This window comes from Bacillus seohaeanensis (assembly GCF_042684945.1).
Classification (GTDB): Bacteria; Bacillota; Bacilli; order Bacillales; family Bacillaceae_B; genus Rossellomorea; species Rossellomorea seohaeanensis.
In genome coordinates this window covers 1-15,553 of the sequence record NZ_JBHUMF010000016.1, presented here as the reverse complement: position 1 = coordinate 15,553, position 15,553 = coordinate 1, and the positions used below count along the sequence as shown (strand labels likewise).

Below are 15,553 nucleotides of genomic sequence, written 5' to 3'. Positions count from 1 at the left end.
AGCCGCTGAAACTGGACAAAGAAAAGTGGAAGCGGCTTGTTCAGCTTGCGAAGAAAATAGGGAATTGCCTCAAAAGGCGCTTTTTGCCTTTAGAGGCGATTCATCTTTTTCACAGCCAGCTAGCCGCTGGAACTGGACAAAGAAAAGTGGAAGCGACTCGTCAGCTCCTGGAACTAGCCATAAAAAAACTGCCTTTCTGTTAAATCAGAAAGGCAGTTTTTTATATTTATAAGTTGACCTTCGACATAATCGGCAAACTTGCCATTACACCATTATACAATTTTAAAAATACAAAGATAATTGTCACAAAAAGCGAAGACCACGAGAATAATTGGAAGCCTACAACTCCAATCGTCCCAAGTCTAGATAAGGAAGGGCTGATTTTATATACAAAAAAGATAAAATAGGCAAATGATGTTAATACAAATATTAAAAGAAGTCCTAAAAACGATTTTAAACTAACAACAGACACAAGGCTTCCAATAAAGAAGATTAAAGATCCTGATCGCACCTTTGTTAATAAATCCCCTTCTGAATCCTTTGAAAAAAATAACATAGACACTTCATTAATTGTTTCGGCAATTAACTTTAATGCTGCAAAAACCATGAAACAAACAACCATTAGCAAAACAAGTATCGTTAGCTTTAATTCCATATCAGAGAGAAACTCTCTCATTCCAGGATAAACACCGATTTTCTTAAATAAATCAACAAAAATCTCCACACCATAAACAGAAAACGTCAAACTAAAAAGCAATATTGAAAAAAGAGGTAAATAACCTGTTAAATATGTGTTCTTCAAGACAGACTCTCCTATAACGATTATTCTTTTGAAATTTCATTAGATAGGGCTTAGTGCCCATTATTGTGTGATAAAAAACTAACTTCTTCATCATAATCGTTTATTCCTATCTTGAAAAGTGTTCCCTGATGATTAGTAGAACTCAAACTAGTTTAACAGAAGCGATAAGTAGCTTTAGGGAATTTCGTTTTTTGACCTAGCTGTTTTTTTTTAGACCTAAATTACAACTAGATAAATTAGCCATCAGCAGGTGATTGATGGCTAATTTGTCTGCGGGGTATTTGCCGAAGGAACGATTCGAATATACTCTCTTGATTGGAATGGCTTGTGCACTCTTATCTCTCGCCCATACTCCTCACTGACTTCTTCTATCGATCCAAAGTCAACCTGTTCAATATCTATATTTGTATCATGGGTATGGACCAATTTATTTACTCGTTGATCATTACTTTCTAAGCGCCATGCAAATCCTAAAAAGAGTAAAAAGATAACTCCAGCCGCAATCCACTTTCTTTTCATTTCCTTCACCACCTATGGATAGGATTCACCAAAGTAACGAAAACTATTCTTTACATAGAGTGGGCAAAATAATAAAAAATCAAAATTTTTTTCAGGTCTTTTTTTCCGTATATCTTCATATTTAATATCTTTTTATCGATCCTAACTTTTTGGAAACGTTAAGGAATGCAAGCGAATTTTATTTGCGTTATAATGCTCTTTGAGGTTCTCGCTAAGGTAAAGGGCTAAAGCAAAGGTACCATTTAAAAACCAAATTTATATAAAATGGAATTTGTTAAAGGGGGGGTTTTTTTGACACTATTGCATTGGGCCATCTTATCGCCTTTTTTGCTAGCGATTGTTGTCCCATTTTTATTTAAAGCATTCCGCAAAATACACACAGGCTGGTTTGTCCTCATTTTACCAGTAGTACTCTTCGTTTACCTTTTTCAATTTATGTCCACCACTCAAAACGGAGGAACGATAAAGGAAACTGTTCAATGGATGCCGTCATTTGGTATTAATTTTACTGCATATGTGGACGGGCTCGGTTTATTGTTCGCCTTGCTGATTACCGGAATAGGAGCTTTAGTTGTCCTCTATTCTATCTACTATTTAGATAAAAATAAGGAACAGCTCCATAACTTTTACGTGTATTTACTTATGTTCATGGGAGCGATGCTCGGTGTTGTTTTATCTGACAACTTAATCGTTCTTTATATGTTCTGGGAATTCACTTCTATTTCATCCTTTTTACTTATCGGATACTGGTACCACAGAGAAAGATCTCGCTATGGTGCATTAAAGTCCATGCTAATTACTGTTTTCGGCGGTCTTTCTATGCTTGGTGGTTTCCTACTCTTGTATGTGATGGCTGGAACTTTCAGTATTCGGGAGCTTGTCGAAGTTTCTGGACAACTAATGACAGAACCGTTATTTGTTCCAGCGATGCTTTTAGTCCTTTTAGGTGCATTCACTAAGTCAGCTCAGTTTCCATTTCATATCTGGTTACCTGATGCGATGGAAGCACCAACACCTGTTAGTGCATATTTGCACTCCGCAACAATGGTTAAAGCGGGAATTTATTTGGTTTCCCGTATGAGTCCTATTTTTGCTGAGTCTAGTATTTGGCTCTGGTTAGTTGCAGGGTTCGGTATTCTCACTATGTTCTGGGGTTCTTTTAATGCCGTAAAACAAACCGATTTAAAAGGAATATTGGCATTTTCCACTATTAGTCAATTAGGGATGATTATGTCCTTGCTTGGTGTGGGAGCAGCTGCTCTGCACTATGATTATTTAGATGATAATATTTATATGGTAGCGACACTGGCCGCTATATTCCATCTAATCAATCACGCAACGTTTAAAGGTAGCCTGTTCATGGTTGTTGGTATCGTCGATCACGAAACAGGTACTCGAGACATTCGCAAACTTGGTGGATTAATGCATTTTATGCCAATCACCTTTACCATTGCCATAATCGGAGCGTTTTCAATGGCTGGTTTACCACCATTTAACGGATTTTTAAGTAAAGAAATGTTCTTTACTGGCATGGTTCGTGTACTAGAAATGGATATATTCAATCTAGACACAATCGGTATATTATTCCCAATAATCGCTTGGGTTGGAAGTATTTTCACCTTTATTTACAGTATGATTCTTGTGTTTAAAACCTTTACTGGTAAACACCAACCGGAAAAATTGGAAAAGAAACCACACGAGGCACCATTTGGAATGTTGGTACCGCCAATTATTTTAGCCTCTCTCGTTGTAATATTTGGATTCTTTCCAAATATTCTAACCGATAGAATTATTGAACCAGCAGTTGCTGCTATTACTCCTAGCCTTATAGAAGAGGGACATGAACTGCATGCACACATTTCCTTCTGGCACGGCTTTACTCCAGAATTGTTTATGACATTAGGAGTAATCTTATTTGGAGTATTATTATACTTACTTCTACCAAAATGGAAAAAAATCTATGATGTTTTCCCTAAGAAGTTGTCTTTGAATTCACTTTATGATGGTGGAATTATCAAGGGAGAACGCGGAGCATTACAGTTTACAAATGGATATATGACAGGATTTATTAGAACCTACCTCGTGTATATCTTTTCTTTCTTGATTGCTATCTTGCTATTTAGCATGTGGTATAAAGGAGCTTTTGCTTTCAATACAGAAAATCTCGCTCCTATCGGCGTTTACGAAATAGTGATTGCGTTACTACTAGTTATCAGTTCGATCACTATTTTATTTGCGAAATCACGACTAACGTCCATTATCGCTTTAGGAGCTGCTGGTTATACAGTTTCCCTATTCTTCGTGCTTTTCCGGGCACCAGACTTAGCGTTAACACAACTCGTTATTGAAACTGTATCTGTAGCACTATTTTTACTTTGCTTCTACCACTTACCTAAATTAAGTAGACATGAGGAAAGAATGACATTTAAACTTGGAAATGCTCTTATCTCATTAGGAGTAGGAATTACAGTTGCAATGATTGCAATATCCTCCTACAGCACAAAACTATTTGGTTCCATTTCTGAGTATTATATTGAAAATGTTTACGATGAAGCAGGCGGAAAGAACATGGTCAACGTCATTCTTGTTGATTTCCGCGGGTTTGATACATTATTTGAAATCTGTGTATTAGCCATTGCGTCATTAGGAATTTTCGCTATGATAAAACTGCGTTTAACAAGGAGGAAAGAAGGATGAAAACCAATGATGTAATCTTGCAAACCTCAACAAAAGTTGTCTCTTTTATCATCATTTTGTTTTCTCTCCGTCTCTTCTTCTCTGGACATTATCATCCAGGTGGCGGTTTTATCGGAGGACTTATGACAGCAGCAGCACTTGTTTTACTACTGTTAGCTTATGATATAAAAACAGTGGCAACTATTTTACCGATAGATTATAAAATTATTACTGCTATCGGGCTCCTTCTGGCGGTCGGAACTGCAGCTGGAGCACTACTCTTTAATGTGCCTTTACTGACACATGCGTTTGATTATTTCTATATCCCTTTATTAGGAAAAACATCTCTTCATACGGCTGTAATTTTTGATACTGGAGTGTATCTAGTTGTTATCGGCGTAACGATGACCATTATTCAAACAATAGGAGTGAGCGAATAATGGAGATATTAATGGCAGTAGTTATAGGTGTACTTTTTATGAGTGCAGTCTATTTAATGCTTTCAAAAAGTTTATTGCGTATTATTATCGGTACAGCGTTATTAAGTCATGGCGCGCACCTTTTGATCTTAACTGTAAGCGGTCTTAAAGGAGGAGCTGCACCTCTTCTTGGAGAGCATGCAAAATCATATGCAGACCCGCTTCCTCAAGCATTAATATTAACAGCAATTGTTATTAGTTTTGGGGTAACAGCATTTTTCCTTGTCTTGGCATATCGTGCCTATCAAGAACTTGGAACAGATAATCTGGATCAAATGAGAGGAAACGAAGGCAATGACTAACTTATTAATACTACCGATACTGATCCCGCTTTTGACAGCGGTTATACTAATGTTTTTTGGCAAACAGATTAAAGTACAAAGAGGGATTGCAGCTGTTTCTACAGCTGCTACTATTGCAGCATCTTTCGTACTTGTTGGAACAATTCATGAGCAAGGCATCCAAACACTGAATTTAAGTAGTTGGGAAGCTCCGTTTGGGATTACCCTTGTTTCTGATATGCTTTCTGCTTTACTTGTTACAACAACAAGCATCATCACCTTTGTTGTTGTAATCTATTCTTTTAAATCTATTGGAATAGAAAGAGAAAAATTCTATTACTATCCAGTCATTCAGTTTTTACTTGTCGGTGTGAATGGCGCTTTCACTACTGGGGATATATTCAACCTATTCGTCTTTTTCGAAGTAATGTTGATGTCTTCCTATGTACTACTTGTACTGGGTGGAACGAAAATCCAACTAAGAGAATCTATTAAATATCTCTTAGTGAACGTTATCTCATCAGCTCTATTCGTCATCGCAGTAGCTTATCTTTACTCTGTTGTCGGAACACTGAACATGGCCGACATTTCCGTTAAGATAGCTGAAGTAAATCAACCAGCTATTCTCACTGTGGTCGCTGTACTGTTCCTTATCGTGTTTGGATTAAAAGGAGGAATTTTCCCGTTATACTTTTGGCTTCCGGGATCCTATTATGCACCTCCTATGCCTATTCTAGCTCTATTTGGAGCATTATTGACGAAAGTCGGTATTTATTCCATTATGAGAACCTACACGTTATTTTTCTACCATGACACAGGATTCACACACGAAATGCTAAGTGTTCTGGCGATGATAACAATTGTTGTCGGTTGTATTGGAGCAATCGCCTATTGGGATGTTAAGAAAATTATTATCTATAATATCGTCATCGCTGTCGGAGTCATTTTATTCGGTGTTTCCGTTATGAGTCCTGAGTCATTAGAAGGTTCCGTTTATTACTTAATTCATGACATGATCATTAAAGCAGCCTTATTCCTGCTTATTGGAGTAATGATTAAAATTACCGGGACAACCAATTTAAGAAAAATGGGCGGACTTATTAAGGAATACCCATGGCTTGGTTGGACATTTCTTGTAGCTGCTTTTTCATTAGCTGGTATTCCACCTCTGAGTGGCTTTATCGGAAAATTACTCATACTAAGGGGAAGTTTTGGTACTGAAGATTATGTAGGTGCAGCACTTGTACTTGCTTCAAGTTTACTCGTCCTTTATTCCGTTATTAAAATATTCTTAAATGGGATTTGGGGAATGCCCAAAGAATATAACGGGATTTCGAAAGGCAACGCACGCTACTTATGGTCCACATCGGCTATCCTTGTTGCACTAGCAGTATGTTACGGATTTGGTGCTGAAGCAATCCGTCCATTCATTTCCCAAGCAACAGAAGTATTACTGGATCCGACAATCTATATCGATGCAGTGTTAAAGGAGTAATGTAGAATGGCTTTGCAAATATTATTAAACTTTTTCCTTGCCTTTGTTTGGATGTTTCTATCGGTATCCTTTACTTCTAACACATTCATTATTGGTTATTTACTAGGATTGGTTATCCTGCTCGCACTCAGAAGATTTTTCGGTTCCCCTTTCTATTTAGTACGGGTAATAGCAGCATTGAAACTACTACTGATCTTCTTAAGAGAACTGGTAATGTCCAATATAGATGTAGTAAAAAAGGTAATTAGACCGAAGTTGGACATCAAACCTGGCATTTTTGCACTTAAAACAGAATTGAAATCCGATTGGGAAATAACCTTATTGGCTAATTTAATTACACTCACACCAGGTACACTTGTAGTTGATGTTTCTTTTGATAATAAAGTATTATATATCCACACTTTGGATTTAGATGATGTGGACGAAGCAATTAACGATATACAAAATACATTTGAAAAAGCAATCATGGAGGTGAGCCGCTAATGTTAGAGACAATAATTCAAATAACATTGCTTTGTGTTTCCCTATCCATGATTGGGCTCATCTACAGGGTTATTAAAGGACCGACCGTTCCTGACCGTGTTATTGCATTGGATGCCCTTGGTGTCTGTTTAATTGCTATCATAGCCCTAGTATCTATGGTATTAGACACTTCGGCTTTCTTAGACGTTATCCTGTTACTAGGAATTCTTGCGTTCATTGGTACAGTTTCCTTTGCAAAATTCCTAGAGAAAGGGGAGATTATAGAACGTGACCGAGATCATTAGATTTTTAATAGGCTTCCTTTTAATTGTTGGGGCTTTGTTAAGTCTTGTAGCTGCTTTCGGAGTACTAAGACTCCCCGACATTTACACTCGTAACCATGCAGCATCAAAAAGTGCAACACTCGGTATAATGTCTATTTTATTGGCCACCTTCTTCTACTTTTATTTAGAACACGGCCACTTCAACTCAAGACTTATCTTAGCCATCGTCTTTCTTTTCGTTACTGCACCCGTTGCAGGACATCTAATTGCAAGGGCTGCTTATAACTCAGGAGTTAAACTATCAGATACAAGTGTAAAAGATGATTTACAGCATAAAAAAGAGTATGAGGAAAAACAACACTCTACTCAAAAGAAACAAAAGCGAGAACGCCTTAAACAGCCTCAGGCATAGTATAAGGCGAATCAGTGAAAAAAAGGCTTGTCTTGGTAAAATTTTTACCGAGACAAGCCTTTTTAACAGCTTTGTAGCGTTTATCACACATGTAAAAAACTTTCCCTACTATACTTTTTTCGGTACAACAGACATTGTACATCTAGAAACAGAGATCAACTGGTTCTCTTCATCCGTAATTTTAATATCCCACACTTGTGTACTTTTCCCTTGATGGAGCACGGTCGCAGTCGCAGTGACAACTCCCTCTTTTTTTGCTTTTATATGATTCGCATTAATTTCCAATCCAAAACAAATCTCCTTCTCGAGATCAATTAATCCACCTGCACCGACACTTGCAACCGTTTCAGCCAGGGCAACAGATGCTCCCCCATGAAGATAGCCAAATGGCTGCTTTGTATTTTCATTTACTGGCATCGTTGCTACTACCTTGCCTTTTCCTAAAATGGTAAACTCAATTCCAAGTGCACGAATTAATGTATTTTGGTAATCCATTCTTTATCCACCTCGTCCTATTCTTTATTACTACTTACTTTCGTTATTAATCGTAAAAAATCCTTCATTCATTAGAGATAAGTGTTTCTTGTTGGATTCAATTAACAGCAAGAATATACCCATTTTCTTTTTCATATATTTCAAATAAAGTGAAATTTCACCCAACCGGGAGTTACCACCTGTTAATGCGAGATAAATGCCTTTAATGATATTTTCAGAAAGGGGTCACTCATATGTACCGATATCACCCATTTTATCCGCCTAGCCAACGCCCCTGCTCTCAAAACCTCTACCGACCGCAGTATTTTCACCCTTATAACCGCAATTATCCTCCAGTGGACACGAACATATTTATGTCATCCGCTCAAAAGACTTTAGCACTAATGAACGATGCCCAAACCCTGCTAAACCATATTGGCAACTCCAATGATTTTGCTTATAAACTTATGAATGCAGCTCAACAATCAAAAATGAAGGAAGTAAACAAGCTAATACGTTCCACCGGTGTAAAAGTCCAACCGACAGTCCACATTAATCCTGACGGTCTCCAAATAGTATTTGATGAAAAATTAGGTGTAATAGATTGCTGTCACGTTACCGTCATTGTAAGATGGAGGGAAAACTAAAATAGAAAAGTGCAAGCGGCTCGGGCAGCTCGCGAAGAAAATAGGAATTTTCCTCAAAAGGTGCTTTTTTCCTTTAGAGGAAAATTATCTTTTTCATAGCGAGTTAGCCGCTGGAACTAGACAAAGAGAAAAGTGCAAGCGGCTCAGGCAGCGGAGACAAGACAAAAGGACAGCTTCTCCATTAAAAGAAACTGTCCTTAGTTCTTTATAACTTATTTAATAATAATAATACGGTGGATATCCGTAACCATATGGCGGGTAATAACCACCATAATATGGATATGGTCTAGGTCTTAGAATTGCAGAACCTACTAAACCTCCGAGCACACCTCCGAAAAATGGCGCACCAAAAAATCCGCCGCCATAAAATGGTCTTCTTCCGTAGTAAAAAGGTCTTCTTTCCACTTTGAACTACCTCCTTATCTCTAATGGGCCTTCATTATTGTTGTATGCGACAAAGAGGTAATTGGAGTGGGCAAAAACCCTGTAGCTTACAGAATAATTGCTGCAATCCACCCAAATACAATTAGCGGTATGTTGTAATGAATAAAGGTTGGTACACATGTATCCCAAATGTGGTTGTGCTGGCCGTCAGCATTCAAACCTGCTGTCGGACCAAGTGTACTATCTGATGCTGGTGAACCTGCATCTCCTAGTGCTCCAGCTGTACCTACAATGGCAACCGTTGCAAGCGGACTGAATCCAAGTTCCATTGCTAAAGGCACAAATATTGCGGCTATTATCGGTATAGTTGCAAAAGAGGAGCCAATCCCCATCGTTACAAACAATCCAACTACCAACATTAATAACGCAGCTAATCCTTTGTTTCCACCAATAATATCTATTGTAGCTTCCACTAATGTTTCCACATGTCCTGTCGCTTTTACTACTTCCGCAAAGCCTGAAGCAGTAATCATGACAAAGCCAATAAACGCCATCATTTTCATTCCATCATTTAATAAGCCATCTGCTTCTTTCCATTTTACTGAACCGGATAGATACAGAACGGTGATACCAGCAATGGCTCCGAAAATCATTGATCCTAACTGTAGTTGTACGTATAGAGCCACGACAATAGAAATAAACGCAAAAATCATTCCTTTTTTAGAAGAAACTGCTTTCTCTTCCGCAATTATCTCTTCTCCTTCTTGATAGTCACGTGGCTTACGGTAACTAAAGAATACAGCTATCAATAACCCTAATACCATTCCTGCAATCGGTAGCAACATAGCTTTAGGAATATCGCTCATTGCAACCTGCATCCCGCTGCTCTCCATACTTTGGGCAATTATCTCATGGAATTGCAAACCAAACCCAACAGGTAAAAGAATATATGGAGCTGTTAAACCAAACGTCAAAACAGATGCAATCAATCTACGATCAATACGCAATTCCGTCATCACCTTCAACAGCGGTGGAATTAAAATGGGAATAAAAGCAATATGAATCGGAATAACATTTTGGGAAAAACAAGCCATTAATAAAATAGAAAATACAATAAGTGCTTTTGATAGTGCCTTCTTCCTCGAATCTCCCTGTTTTCCAACTGTCTTCAATACAAATTCAACTAATAAATTCGGAATTCCTGTACTTGAAATAGCAACAGCAAATCCACCTAGTAATGCATAACTTAACGCAATATTCGCTCCTCCACTAATTCCTTCAGAAAAGACGGTGATTGTTTCATTTATTCCTAATCCTCCAGCTAACCCTCCAACCGTTGCACCAGCTATTAGTGCAAAAACGACATTTACCCTTAATAAACTTAGTATTAGCATCACAATTACTGCCAAAATTACAGCATTCATGTTGTAAACTCCTCTCTGTCCCTCAACTCTCCCAAATACTTATTAATTATTTCCTTATTGTTTTCATCTATACTTCATGATTTTACTTTAGTTCGCTAAATTGGTAGAGTGTTAAAATAACTTTCTATAAGTTATCAAGAATTTTAGTTTTTGTCAACACTTCACCTTAATAAAGTGTTAAAGACAATATTTTCAGACAAATTTTTATATTTATTCGGTTACTCGACCTTTTTTAGAATGCTTGCTTTGTTTTTTAAAGGGTAGATTAACAGGTGAATATCTTAATAATTTCAACAGTTAAAAATAGACTTTAAATCAACAGTTGATTTTCTCCTAAATTTCAACAGATGAACCGTCTTCAAAACGGTGATTTGTTCCTGGCACAAAACAGTGATTCACCCTAAAAACAACAAAAACCCCCACGGTAGGTTCTATTACCGTGAGGGTGACTATACACTATCTAACTTAGTTTTCTACTTCAAATCGCTCTACAAGCAGTGCTAGTGTGCGAGCCATTGAACCAGTTGCTCCTTCTGGACCGAGTTCATAGCTACTAGCTGATGTAGCTGTGCCAGCGATGTCGAGATGCACCCATGGTAGGTTGTCAGCAAATTCACCAACAAATGCTCCACCCATAATTGCATGTCCTTCTCTACCTGGTGAGTTATTTAGATCAGCAATTTTACTGCTTCTAACTCGCTTTTTATCCTTTTCTGTATATGGAAGTCTCCAAATGAACTCTCCAGCTTCATTAGAGGCTTCTAGTACTTGTTCAAAGAAACCTTCGTCATTTGTTAGTGCGCCTGTTTTATCAGTACCAAGAGCAACGATGACGCCCCCTGTTAATGTAGCAACATCAACCAAGTAGCTTGCACCGTGATGCTTTGCATACGTCATACCGTCTGCAAGTGCTAAACGCCCTTCCGCATCTGTGTTAAGCACTTCAATTGTTTTTCCACTCATAGATGTGATGACATCATCAGGCTTAAAGGCGCTACCACTTATCATGTTATCTGTTGATGGAATAACTGCAACAACATTTTGCTCAGGCTTCAATTCGCCGATGATTTCCATCGCACCAAGTACCGCTGCGGCACCACCCATATCCGTCTTCATCCCAACGATTCCATCTTTCGGTTTAATAGAATAACCGCCTGTATCGAATGTAATTCCTTTTCCTACTAATCCAATTACATCCTTCCACTCATCTTTACCAGCATACTTTAATACAATCATTTTAGGTGGTTCTACAGACCCTTGATTTACTGCTAAAAGCGCACCCATTCCGAGTCTTTCCATTTCCTCTTTGTCAAGGATCTCTGTTTCAAATCCATATTTTTCACCAAGCTCTGCGGCATACTCTGCAAGCTTTGTAGATGTAAGCATGTTGCTAGGCATATTCACTAGGGTACGAGCTGAGTTTGTTCCTCTTCCATGAGCATACCCAACATGAAGAGCCGCTCTTACTCCCTTATGATCAGAAGCTGTTAGAAAATCCACAGACTCCAGTAGTACTTCTGGTTCATTTGATTTTTGTTTATAACCATAAAATTCATATGTAGCAAGTGTAAATGCCTCTGAAAAAGCATGCGCTACATCTTCTGCATTAAATTCCTCTGTTACAAAAGTATCAAGTGCGACACCAAAAGAGGAAAGTTTCATGTCTTTAATTGATTTTGCTGCGGCACCGATAGCTTCTCTTAATAGATCAAATGTTAATTCTTTTTGTTTACCCAATCCTACAAACAACAGTCGTTTCGTATTAAGCTTTCCAAACGTATGTATTTTTGAAATCTTCTTTGGTTTTGAAGAGATATCCCCTTCTTTTACTAAATCAGTTAAGTAGCCTTGAAACGCTTTATCCATTTCTAGTAGTTCTCCATCAAATGACGGTTGATTAAAAACACCTACAATCGTGCATTCATGCTTGGCTTCCGTTACTTTCGTGCCGTTAATAGTGAAATTCATCAATACCACACCTCCGATTCTATTATAGCTAAAATATCCAATTATTTCGAATTTCTAAGTATTTATGATGATCTTTTTGCATTCCTTTATGGGAGGTATGATATAATCAATCTAAAATTTTTATTGATAGACAGGAAAGGATGACTTCTAACAACATGGAGATTTTTTTGAATTTTCCGTTATGGGCATCATTAATCGCCATTTTCTTTGCCCAGTTTGTAAAAGTTCCGATTCAATTTATCGCGACAAAAGAGTTGAATTGGTCTCTCCTCACCTCTACCGGTGGAATGCCAAGCTCCCATTCAGCTGCTGTAACGGCCTTAACAACTGGTGTAGCATTAGAAGTCGGACTAGATTCTCCTATTTTCGGGATTGCAGCTATGTTTGCCATTATTACAATGTTTGATGCCACAGGCGTGCGCCGTCAAGCTGGAGAGCAAGCAATTGTTCTCAATCAATTAATGGCAGATTTTCAGAAATTCGTTTTCGAAGCAAAGGGATGGCAAAACAAGCCTGAACAAATAAAAAGAAAAGAGCTGAAAGAACTATTAGGGCATAAACCTATCGAAGTCTTTTTTGGAGGATTGTCAGGGGTTATTCTAACCTTACTCATCCACTATTTTCTTTTCAATTAATTCAGTAGCTAGTAAGAAAGAAGGGGTGTCTTAAATGAAGCTTATTTCTATTTGTCCAAGTAATACAGAAATAGTTAATTACCTTGGGTTAACGTCCCATTTAATTGCTGTTGATGACTTCTCCGACTATCCTGAAAGCATTCTCTCATTGCCAAAACTAGGTCCTGATTTATCTATTAATATGGATAAACTGGAGGCCCTACAACCTGATCTTGTATTGGCATCATTAAGCGTTCCCGGAATGGAGAAAAATATTGAACAGTTAGAGGAACGGGGAATCCCTCATATTATTTTAAATCCGCAAAGCTTTGACGACATTGCGGGAGATATGCTTACAGTAGGAAAGGCATGCGGAATAGAAAAAGAAGCAACAGAGTGTCATAACTTATTCCTTGCTAACTGTCGTCGCTTAAAAGAACTGGCTAAAGAAGTTGAAAACCCTTATACCCTTTATTGGGAATGGTGGCCAAAACCTGTTTTCACACCTGGAAGGGTAAATTGGCTGACAGAATTAAGCGAGATGGTTGGAGCAGTAAATTTGTTCAAAGATGTAGATTTGGCGAGTGTTCAAACGGATTGGGATGACGTAAAAGAAAGAAACCCCGACTTCATTTGTTTGGCATGGGTCGGAGTTCAACAAAAAAGAGTAAATCCTACTATCGTCAAAAAGCGCCCCCACTGGAATGAGTTAGAAGCAATCCAAAGGGACCGTATACTCATTCTAGAGGAAGCACTATATTGCCGTCCTTCTCCTCGGCTACTTCAAGGTGCGGTAGAACTTGGTAAAATGTTGCACCCATCTTTATACAAAGAACTTAACTTTGCCCAGTAATGAAAATAGCTTGTCTAAAAGACGAGCTATTTTATTCTTCTTTCGTTGATAGATACTGCTGTCTGAATACTTGCATTGTCTCATTATTATTTAATTTATGGAGCTCATCTTCTGTTAACGTACCATTCCCCATTTGTACTAGAAATACATCTAGTTCCTTCTTGCCCCATTCATTAAAAACATCTTCTACTGTTTCATAATATAAATCTAGATCATTTCCTTGAATTGCACTTCCCTTATCAGCCACTACTCCATATCCATATCCAGGGATAAATAGGATTGTCCCGATTGGATAAACCGATAAATCAGCTGCAATCGTTGAATAAAGATCACGTTTCACTTTAACTCCAGAGTATGTAATCCCATATCCAGGATGCTCAGGACTCTTTCCTGTAGATTCATAACCTGCTGTATAGCCAGTTGCTACCACTGTATGTTTTTCGTATTGATTCCAATTAATCGCATCCTCTAATTTTGGAGTTTCTGCTATGACAGGCTGACTTGAGATTTGCGTACTTAAGGTACTTGCCTTATTTAACTGTTTAAATACAAGAGAAATAGTTTTGGTTGCATGTTTTTCATATTGTTGTTGATGTTCTTGATAGGAATTAGAATAGTCTAACCACCAGTTTTTCATTGTTTCAGCTTTCACACCAGAAATACACTGAAAGGTTGTACCTAACGCCGCAAGAAATAAAACCGTCATACAAAAACGTTTTGTCCAAGTTTTTACCAACATCATAAAAATTTCACCCCTCAAAACCTAGTCCTTCCCACTAAAAGAGTGTGGTATTCATAAATTGATAAAAAAGTCTTATATTTCAAATATTTACAATACATAGCTAACTAACCAATTACTTACTTTATCCCGCATTAACGAGCAGTAAGCCTCCACCTCAAGGCTTGAGAATTAGAGATGCATAGGTTGCCCGTAAACGCCCGATTGGTTCCACTAACAATCAGTGGGGATGAAGGAAACTCCCCACTGATTGAAGTTTCACTTTATATTTCTCAAGTAAATAAAAAAATATCCGCTCAGCATGATAAAAACTACACCATGCGAACGGATATTTTAAAACATTCTATAGCCTTTTTTACGAAGAACTCTCATTACATACCCAGCTAAAATAGCGCCTGCAAGTCCACTTCCAAGAATTAATAAATCAGCTGTAGCAAGACGAGAAAGTTTTGTTCCTAGTTCAGAAAACGATTCCCCTGCATTCCGGAAATAATCTATGAATCGTACATCATCGACAATAAAAATCGTTACGATAGGATAAATAATTGCCATAATCCAAGTCATCCGAAGTAACATATTCAATAGAAATCCAATCCCAAAGAACAAAACAAAAAATAAAAGCATCGAAATTAAGATTACATGTATAGGCATTTGCATAAAGAGTATACCTCCAAAATGATACCGGCAGTTAACGCGGATTAAATATTGCTTCTAGTAACGTCTTCTCTAACTGAACATCCCAAATAGATAATTCTATTTTTCTTTTCGGCTCTTTTCTCCTAGATTGTCGCTTATAAATTTCGCCCGTTGATTTCCATTAAAAAGCAACAAACTTTTTGAAAACAGCCTTCCTTTTATATAAAACACCAATTTTTAGTGTAATCAATGCTTTTAACTTAGTCAACACATACAAACTTGTTTCACGCTATCGTCACAAAAACAACAAATTTAACGAAAAGCGGAAGCGGCTTGATTAGCTCGTGAAGAAAATAGGAAAATTTCCTAAAGGCGCTTTTTGCCTTTTGGGAATTTTATCTTTT

18 protein-coding genes are annotated in these 15,553 nt (G+C 37.6%); 10 read left to right on the top strand and 8 right to left on the bottom strand.

Annotation, left to right across the window (positions count from 1 at the left end):
* Positions 1-226: 226 nt before the first annotated feature.
* Positions 227-802: a DUF5366 family protein gene (locus ACFSUL_RS07805; RefSeq protein WP_377934256.1), complete on the bottom strand. Its 576-nt coding sequence runs from the start codon at positions 800-802 to the stop codon at positions 227-229.
* A 261-nt stretch (positions 803-1,063) separates the two neighbouring features.
* Positions 1,064-1,321 carry a hypothetical protein gene (locus tag ACFSUL_RS07800; RefSeq protein ID WP_377934254.1) on the bottom strand — a complete coding sequence of 86 codons (258 nt, stop codon included), beginning with the start codon at positions 1,319-1,321 and terminating at the stop codon, positions 1,064-1,066.
* Positions 1,322-1,612: 291 nt separating this feature from the next.
* Between ACFSUL_RS07800 and ACFSUL_RS07795 the strand changes: the two genes are divergently transcribed.
* From ACFSUL_RS07795 to mnhG, 7 genes are read left to right on the top strand one after another with little or no spacing between them, the layout of a single operon-like run.
* Positions 1,613-4,018 carry a Na+/H+ antiporter subunit A gene (locus tag ACFSUL_RS07795; RefSeq protein ID WP_377934252.1) on the top strand — a complete coding sequence of 802 codons (2,406 nt, stop codon included), beginning with the start codon at positions 1,613-1,615 and terminating at the stop codon, positions 4,016-4,018.
* A complete protein-coding gene (locus ACFSUL_RS07790) occupies positions 4,015-4,437 on the top strand; it encodes a Na(+)/H(+) antiporter subunit B (RefSeq protein ID WP_071410914.1) in 423 nt (140 codons plus the stop codon). The genes ACFSUL_RS07795 and ACFSUL_RS07790 overlap by 4 nt, the downstream gene beginning before the upstream one ends.
* Positions 4,437-4,778, top strand: a complete 342-nt coding sequence (locus tag ACFSUL_RS07785) for a Na(+)/H(+) antiporter subunit C (protein WP_071410913.1) — start codon at positions 4,437-4,439, stop codon at positions 4,776-4,778. The genes ACFSUL_RS07790 and ACFSUL_RS07785 overlap by 1 nt, the downstream gene beginning before the upstream one ends.
* On the top strand, positions 4,771-6,252 hold the full coding sequence (locus ACFSUL_RS07780; RefSeq protein WP_377934249.1) for a Na+/H+ antiporter subunit D: 1,482 nt from the start codon (positions 4,771-4,773) through the stop codon (positions 6,250-6,252). Before ACFSUL_RS07785 ends, ACFSUL_RS07780 begins: the two co-directional genes overlap by 8 nt.
* A 6-nt stretch (positions 6,253-6,258) precedes the next feature.
* On the top strand, positions 6,259-6,735 hold the full coding sequence (locus ACFSUL_RS07775; RefSeq protein WP_071410911.1) for a Na+/H+ antiporter subunit E: 477 nt from the start codon (positions 6,259-6,261) through the stop codon (positions 6,733-6,735).
* Positions 6,735-7,019, top strand: a complete 285-nt coding sequence (locus ACFSUL_RS07770) for a Na(+)/H(+) antiporter subunit F1 (protein ID WP_071410910.1) — start codon at positions 6,735-6,737, stop codon at positions 7,017-7,019. The genes ACFSUL_RS07775 and ACFSUL_RS07770 overlap by 1 nt, the downstream gene beginning before the upstream one ends.
* Complete coding sequence (mnhG, locus tag ACFSUL_RS07765) at positions 7,003-7,410, top strand: monovalent cation/H(+) antiporter subunit G (protein WP_071410909.1); 408 nt, start codon at positions 7,003-7,005, stop codon at positions 7,408-7,410. The genes ACFSUL_RS07770 and mnhG overlap by 17 nt, the downstream gene beginning before the upstream one ends.
* Before the next feature lie 108 nt (positions 7,411-7,518).
* On the opposite strand, the gene ACFSUL_RS07760 is transcribed toward mnhG, so the two are convergent.
* The gene (locus ACFSUL_RS07760) at positions 7,519-7,905 is read right to left on the bottom strand and encodes a PaaI family thioesterase (RefSeq protein ID WP_377934246.1); all 387 of its coding nucleotides are present in this window, start codon (positions 7,903-7,905) and stop codon (positions 7,519-7,521) included.
* Between the two features lie 233 nt (positions 7,906-8,138).
* Between ACFSUL_RS07760 and ACFSUL_RS07755 the strand changes: the two genes are divergently transcribed.
* Positions 8,139-8,531, top strand: coding sequence for a hypothetical protein (locus tag ACFSUL_RS07755; protein WP_377934244.1), 393 nt, complete (start codon positions 8,139-8,141; stop codon positions 8,529-8,531).
* Positions 8,532-8,747: 216 nt separating this feature from the next.
* Here the strand turns inward: ACFSUL_RS07755 and ACFSUL_RS07750 are convergent, their stop codons facing one another.
* The 3 genes from ACFSUL_RS07750 to ACFSUL_RS07740 form a co-directional block, all read right to left on the bottom strand.
* Positions 8,748-8,936, bottom strand: coding sequence for a hypothetical protein (locus ACFSUL_RS07750; protein WP_377934242.1), 189 nt, complete (start codon positions 8,934-8,936; stop codon positions 8,748-8,750).
* Positions 8,937-9,022: 86 nt separating this feature from the next.
* The gene (locus tag ACFSUL_RS07745; RefSeq protein ID WP_377934240.1) at positions 9,023-10,339 is read right to left on the bottom strand and encodes a Na+/H+ antiporter family protein; all 1,317 of its coding nucleotides are present in this window, start codon (positions 10,337-10,339) and stop codon (positions 9,023-9,025) included.
* Between the two features lie 465 nt (positions 10,340-10,804).
* Positions 10,805-12,307 (bottom strand): leucyl aminopeptidase, encoded by a 1,503-nt coding sequence (locus tag ACFSUL_RS07740; protein ID WP_377934333.1) that lies wholly within the window; start codon positions 12,305-12,307, stop codon positions 10,805-10,807.
* Positions 12,308-12,462: 155 nt separating this feature from the next.
* On the opposite strand from ACFSUL_RS07740, the gene ACFSUL_RS07735 reads away from it, so the two are divergent.
* Positions 12,463-12,942 (top strand): divergent PAP2 family protein, encoded by a 480-nt coding sequence (locus tag ACFSUL_RS07735; protein ID WP_377934238.1) that lies wholly within the window; start codon positions 12,463-12,465, stop codon positions 12,940-12,942.
* A gap of 34 nt (positions 12,943-12,976) precedes the next feature.
* Positions 12,977-13,774, top strand: a complete 798-nt coding sequence (locus tag ACFSUL_RS07730; RefSeq protein ID WP_377934236.1) for a cobalamin-binding protein — start codon at positions 12,977-12,979, stop codon at positions 13,772-13,774.
* A 31-nt stretch (positions 13,775-13,805) separates the two neighbouring features.
* Here ACFSUL_RS07730 and ACFSUL_RS07725 read toward each other — a convergent pair whose 3' ends face one another.
* Together ACFSUL_RS07725 and ACFSUL_RS07720 are read right to left on the bottom strand one after the other, a co-directional pair.
* A complete protein-coding gene (locus tag ACFSUL_RS07725; RefSeq protein WP_377934234.1) occupies positions 13,806-14,516 on the bottom strand; it encodes a 3D domain-containing protein in 711 nt (236 codons plus the stop codon).
* Between the two features lie 330 nt (positions 14,517-14,846).
* Complete coding sequence (locus ACFSUL_RS07720; protein WP_071410900.1) at positions 14,847-15,170, bottom strand: YuiB family protein; 324 nt, start codon at positions 15,168-15,170, stop codon at positions 14,847-14,849.
* Positions 15,171-15,553: the final 383 nt, after the last annotated feature.

Coding starts and splice junctions, on each gene's coding strand:
- ACFSUL_RS07800 (WP_377934254.1), bottom strand. CDS start 1,321: ATGAAAAGAAAGTGGATTGCGGCTGGAGTTATCTTTTTACTCTTTTTA.
- ACFSUL_RS07790 (WP_071410914.1), top strand. CDS start 4,015: ATGAAAACCAATGATGTAATCTTGCAAACCTCAACAAAAGTTGTCTCT.
- ACFSUL_RS07785 (WP_071410913.1), top strand. CDS start 4,437: ATGGAGATATTAATGGCAGTAGTTATAGGTGTACTTTTTATGAGTGCA.
- ACFSUL_RS07780 (WP_377934249.1), top strand. CDS start 4,771: ATGACTAACTTATTAATACTACCGATACTGATCCCGCTTTTGACAGCG.
- ACFSUL_RS07775 (WP_071410911.1), top strand. CDS start 6,259: ATGGCTTTGCAAATATTATTAAACTTTTTCCTTGCCTTTGTTTGGATG.
- ACFSUL_RS07770 (WP_071410910.1), top strand. CDS start 6,735: ATGTTAGAGACAATAATTCAAATAACATTGCTTTGTGTTTCCCTATCC.
- ACFSUL_RS07760 (WP_377934246.1), bottom strand. CDS start 7,905: ATGGATTACCAAAATACATTAATTCGTGCACTTGGAATTGAGTTTACC.
- ACFSUL_RS07755 (WP_377934244.1), top strand. CDS start 8,139: ATGTACCGATATCACCCATTTTATCCGCCTAGCCAACGCCCCTGCTCT.
- ACFSUL_RS07745 (WP_377934240.1), bottom strand. CDS start 10,339: ATGAATGCTGTAATTTTGGCAGTAATTGTGATGCTAATACTAAGTTTA.
- ACFSUL_RS07740 (WP_377934333.1), bottom strand. CDS start 12,307: ATGAATTTCACTATTAACGGCACGAAAGTAACGGAAGCCAAGCATGAA.
- ACFSUL_RS07735 (WP_377934238.1), top strand. CDS start 12,463: ATGGAGATTTTTTTGAATTTTCCGTTATGGGCATCATTAATCGCCATT.
- ACFSUL_RS07730 (WP_377934236.1), top strand. CDS start 12,977: ATGAAGCTTATTTCTATTTGTCCAAGTAATACAGAAATAGTTAATTAC.
- ACFSUL_RS07725 (WP_377934234.1), bottom strand. CDS start 14,516: ATGATGTTGGTAAAAACTTGGACAAAACGTTTTTGTATGACGGTTTTA.
- ACFSUL_RS07720 (WP_071410900.1), bottom strand. CDS start 15,170: ATGCAAATGCCTATACATGTAATCTTAATTTCGATGCTTTTATTTTTT.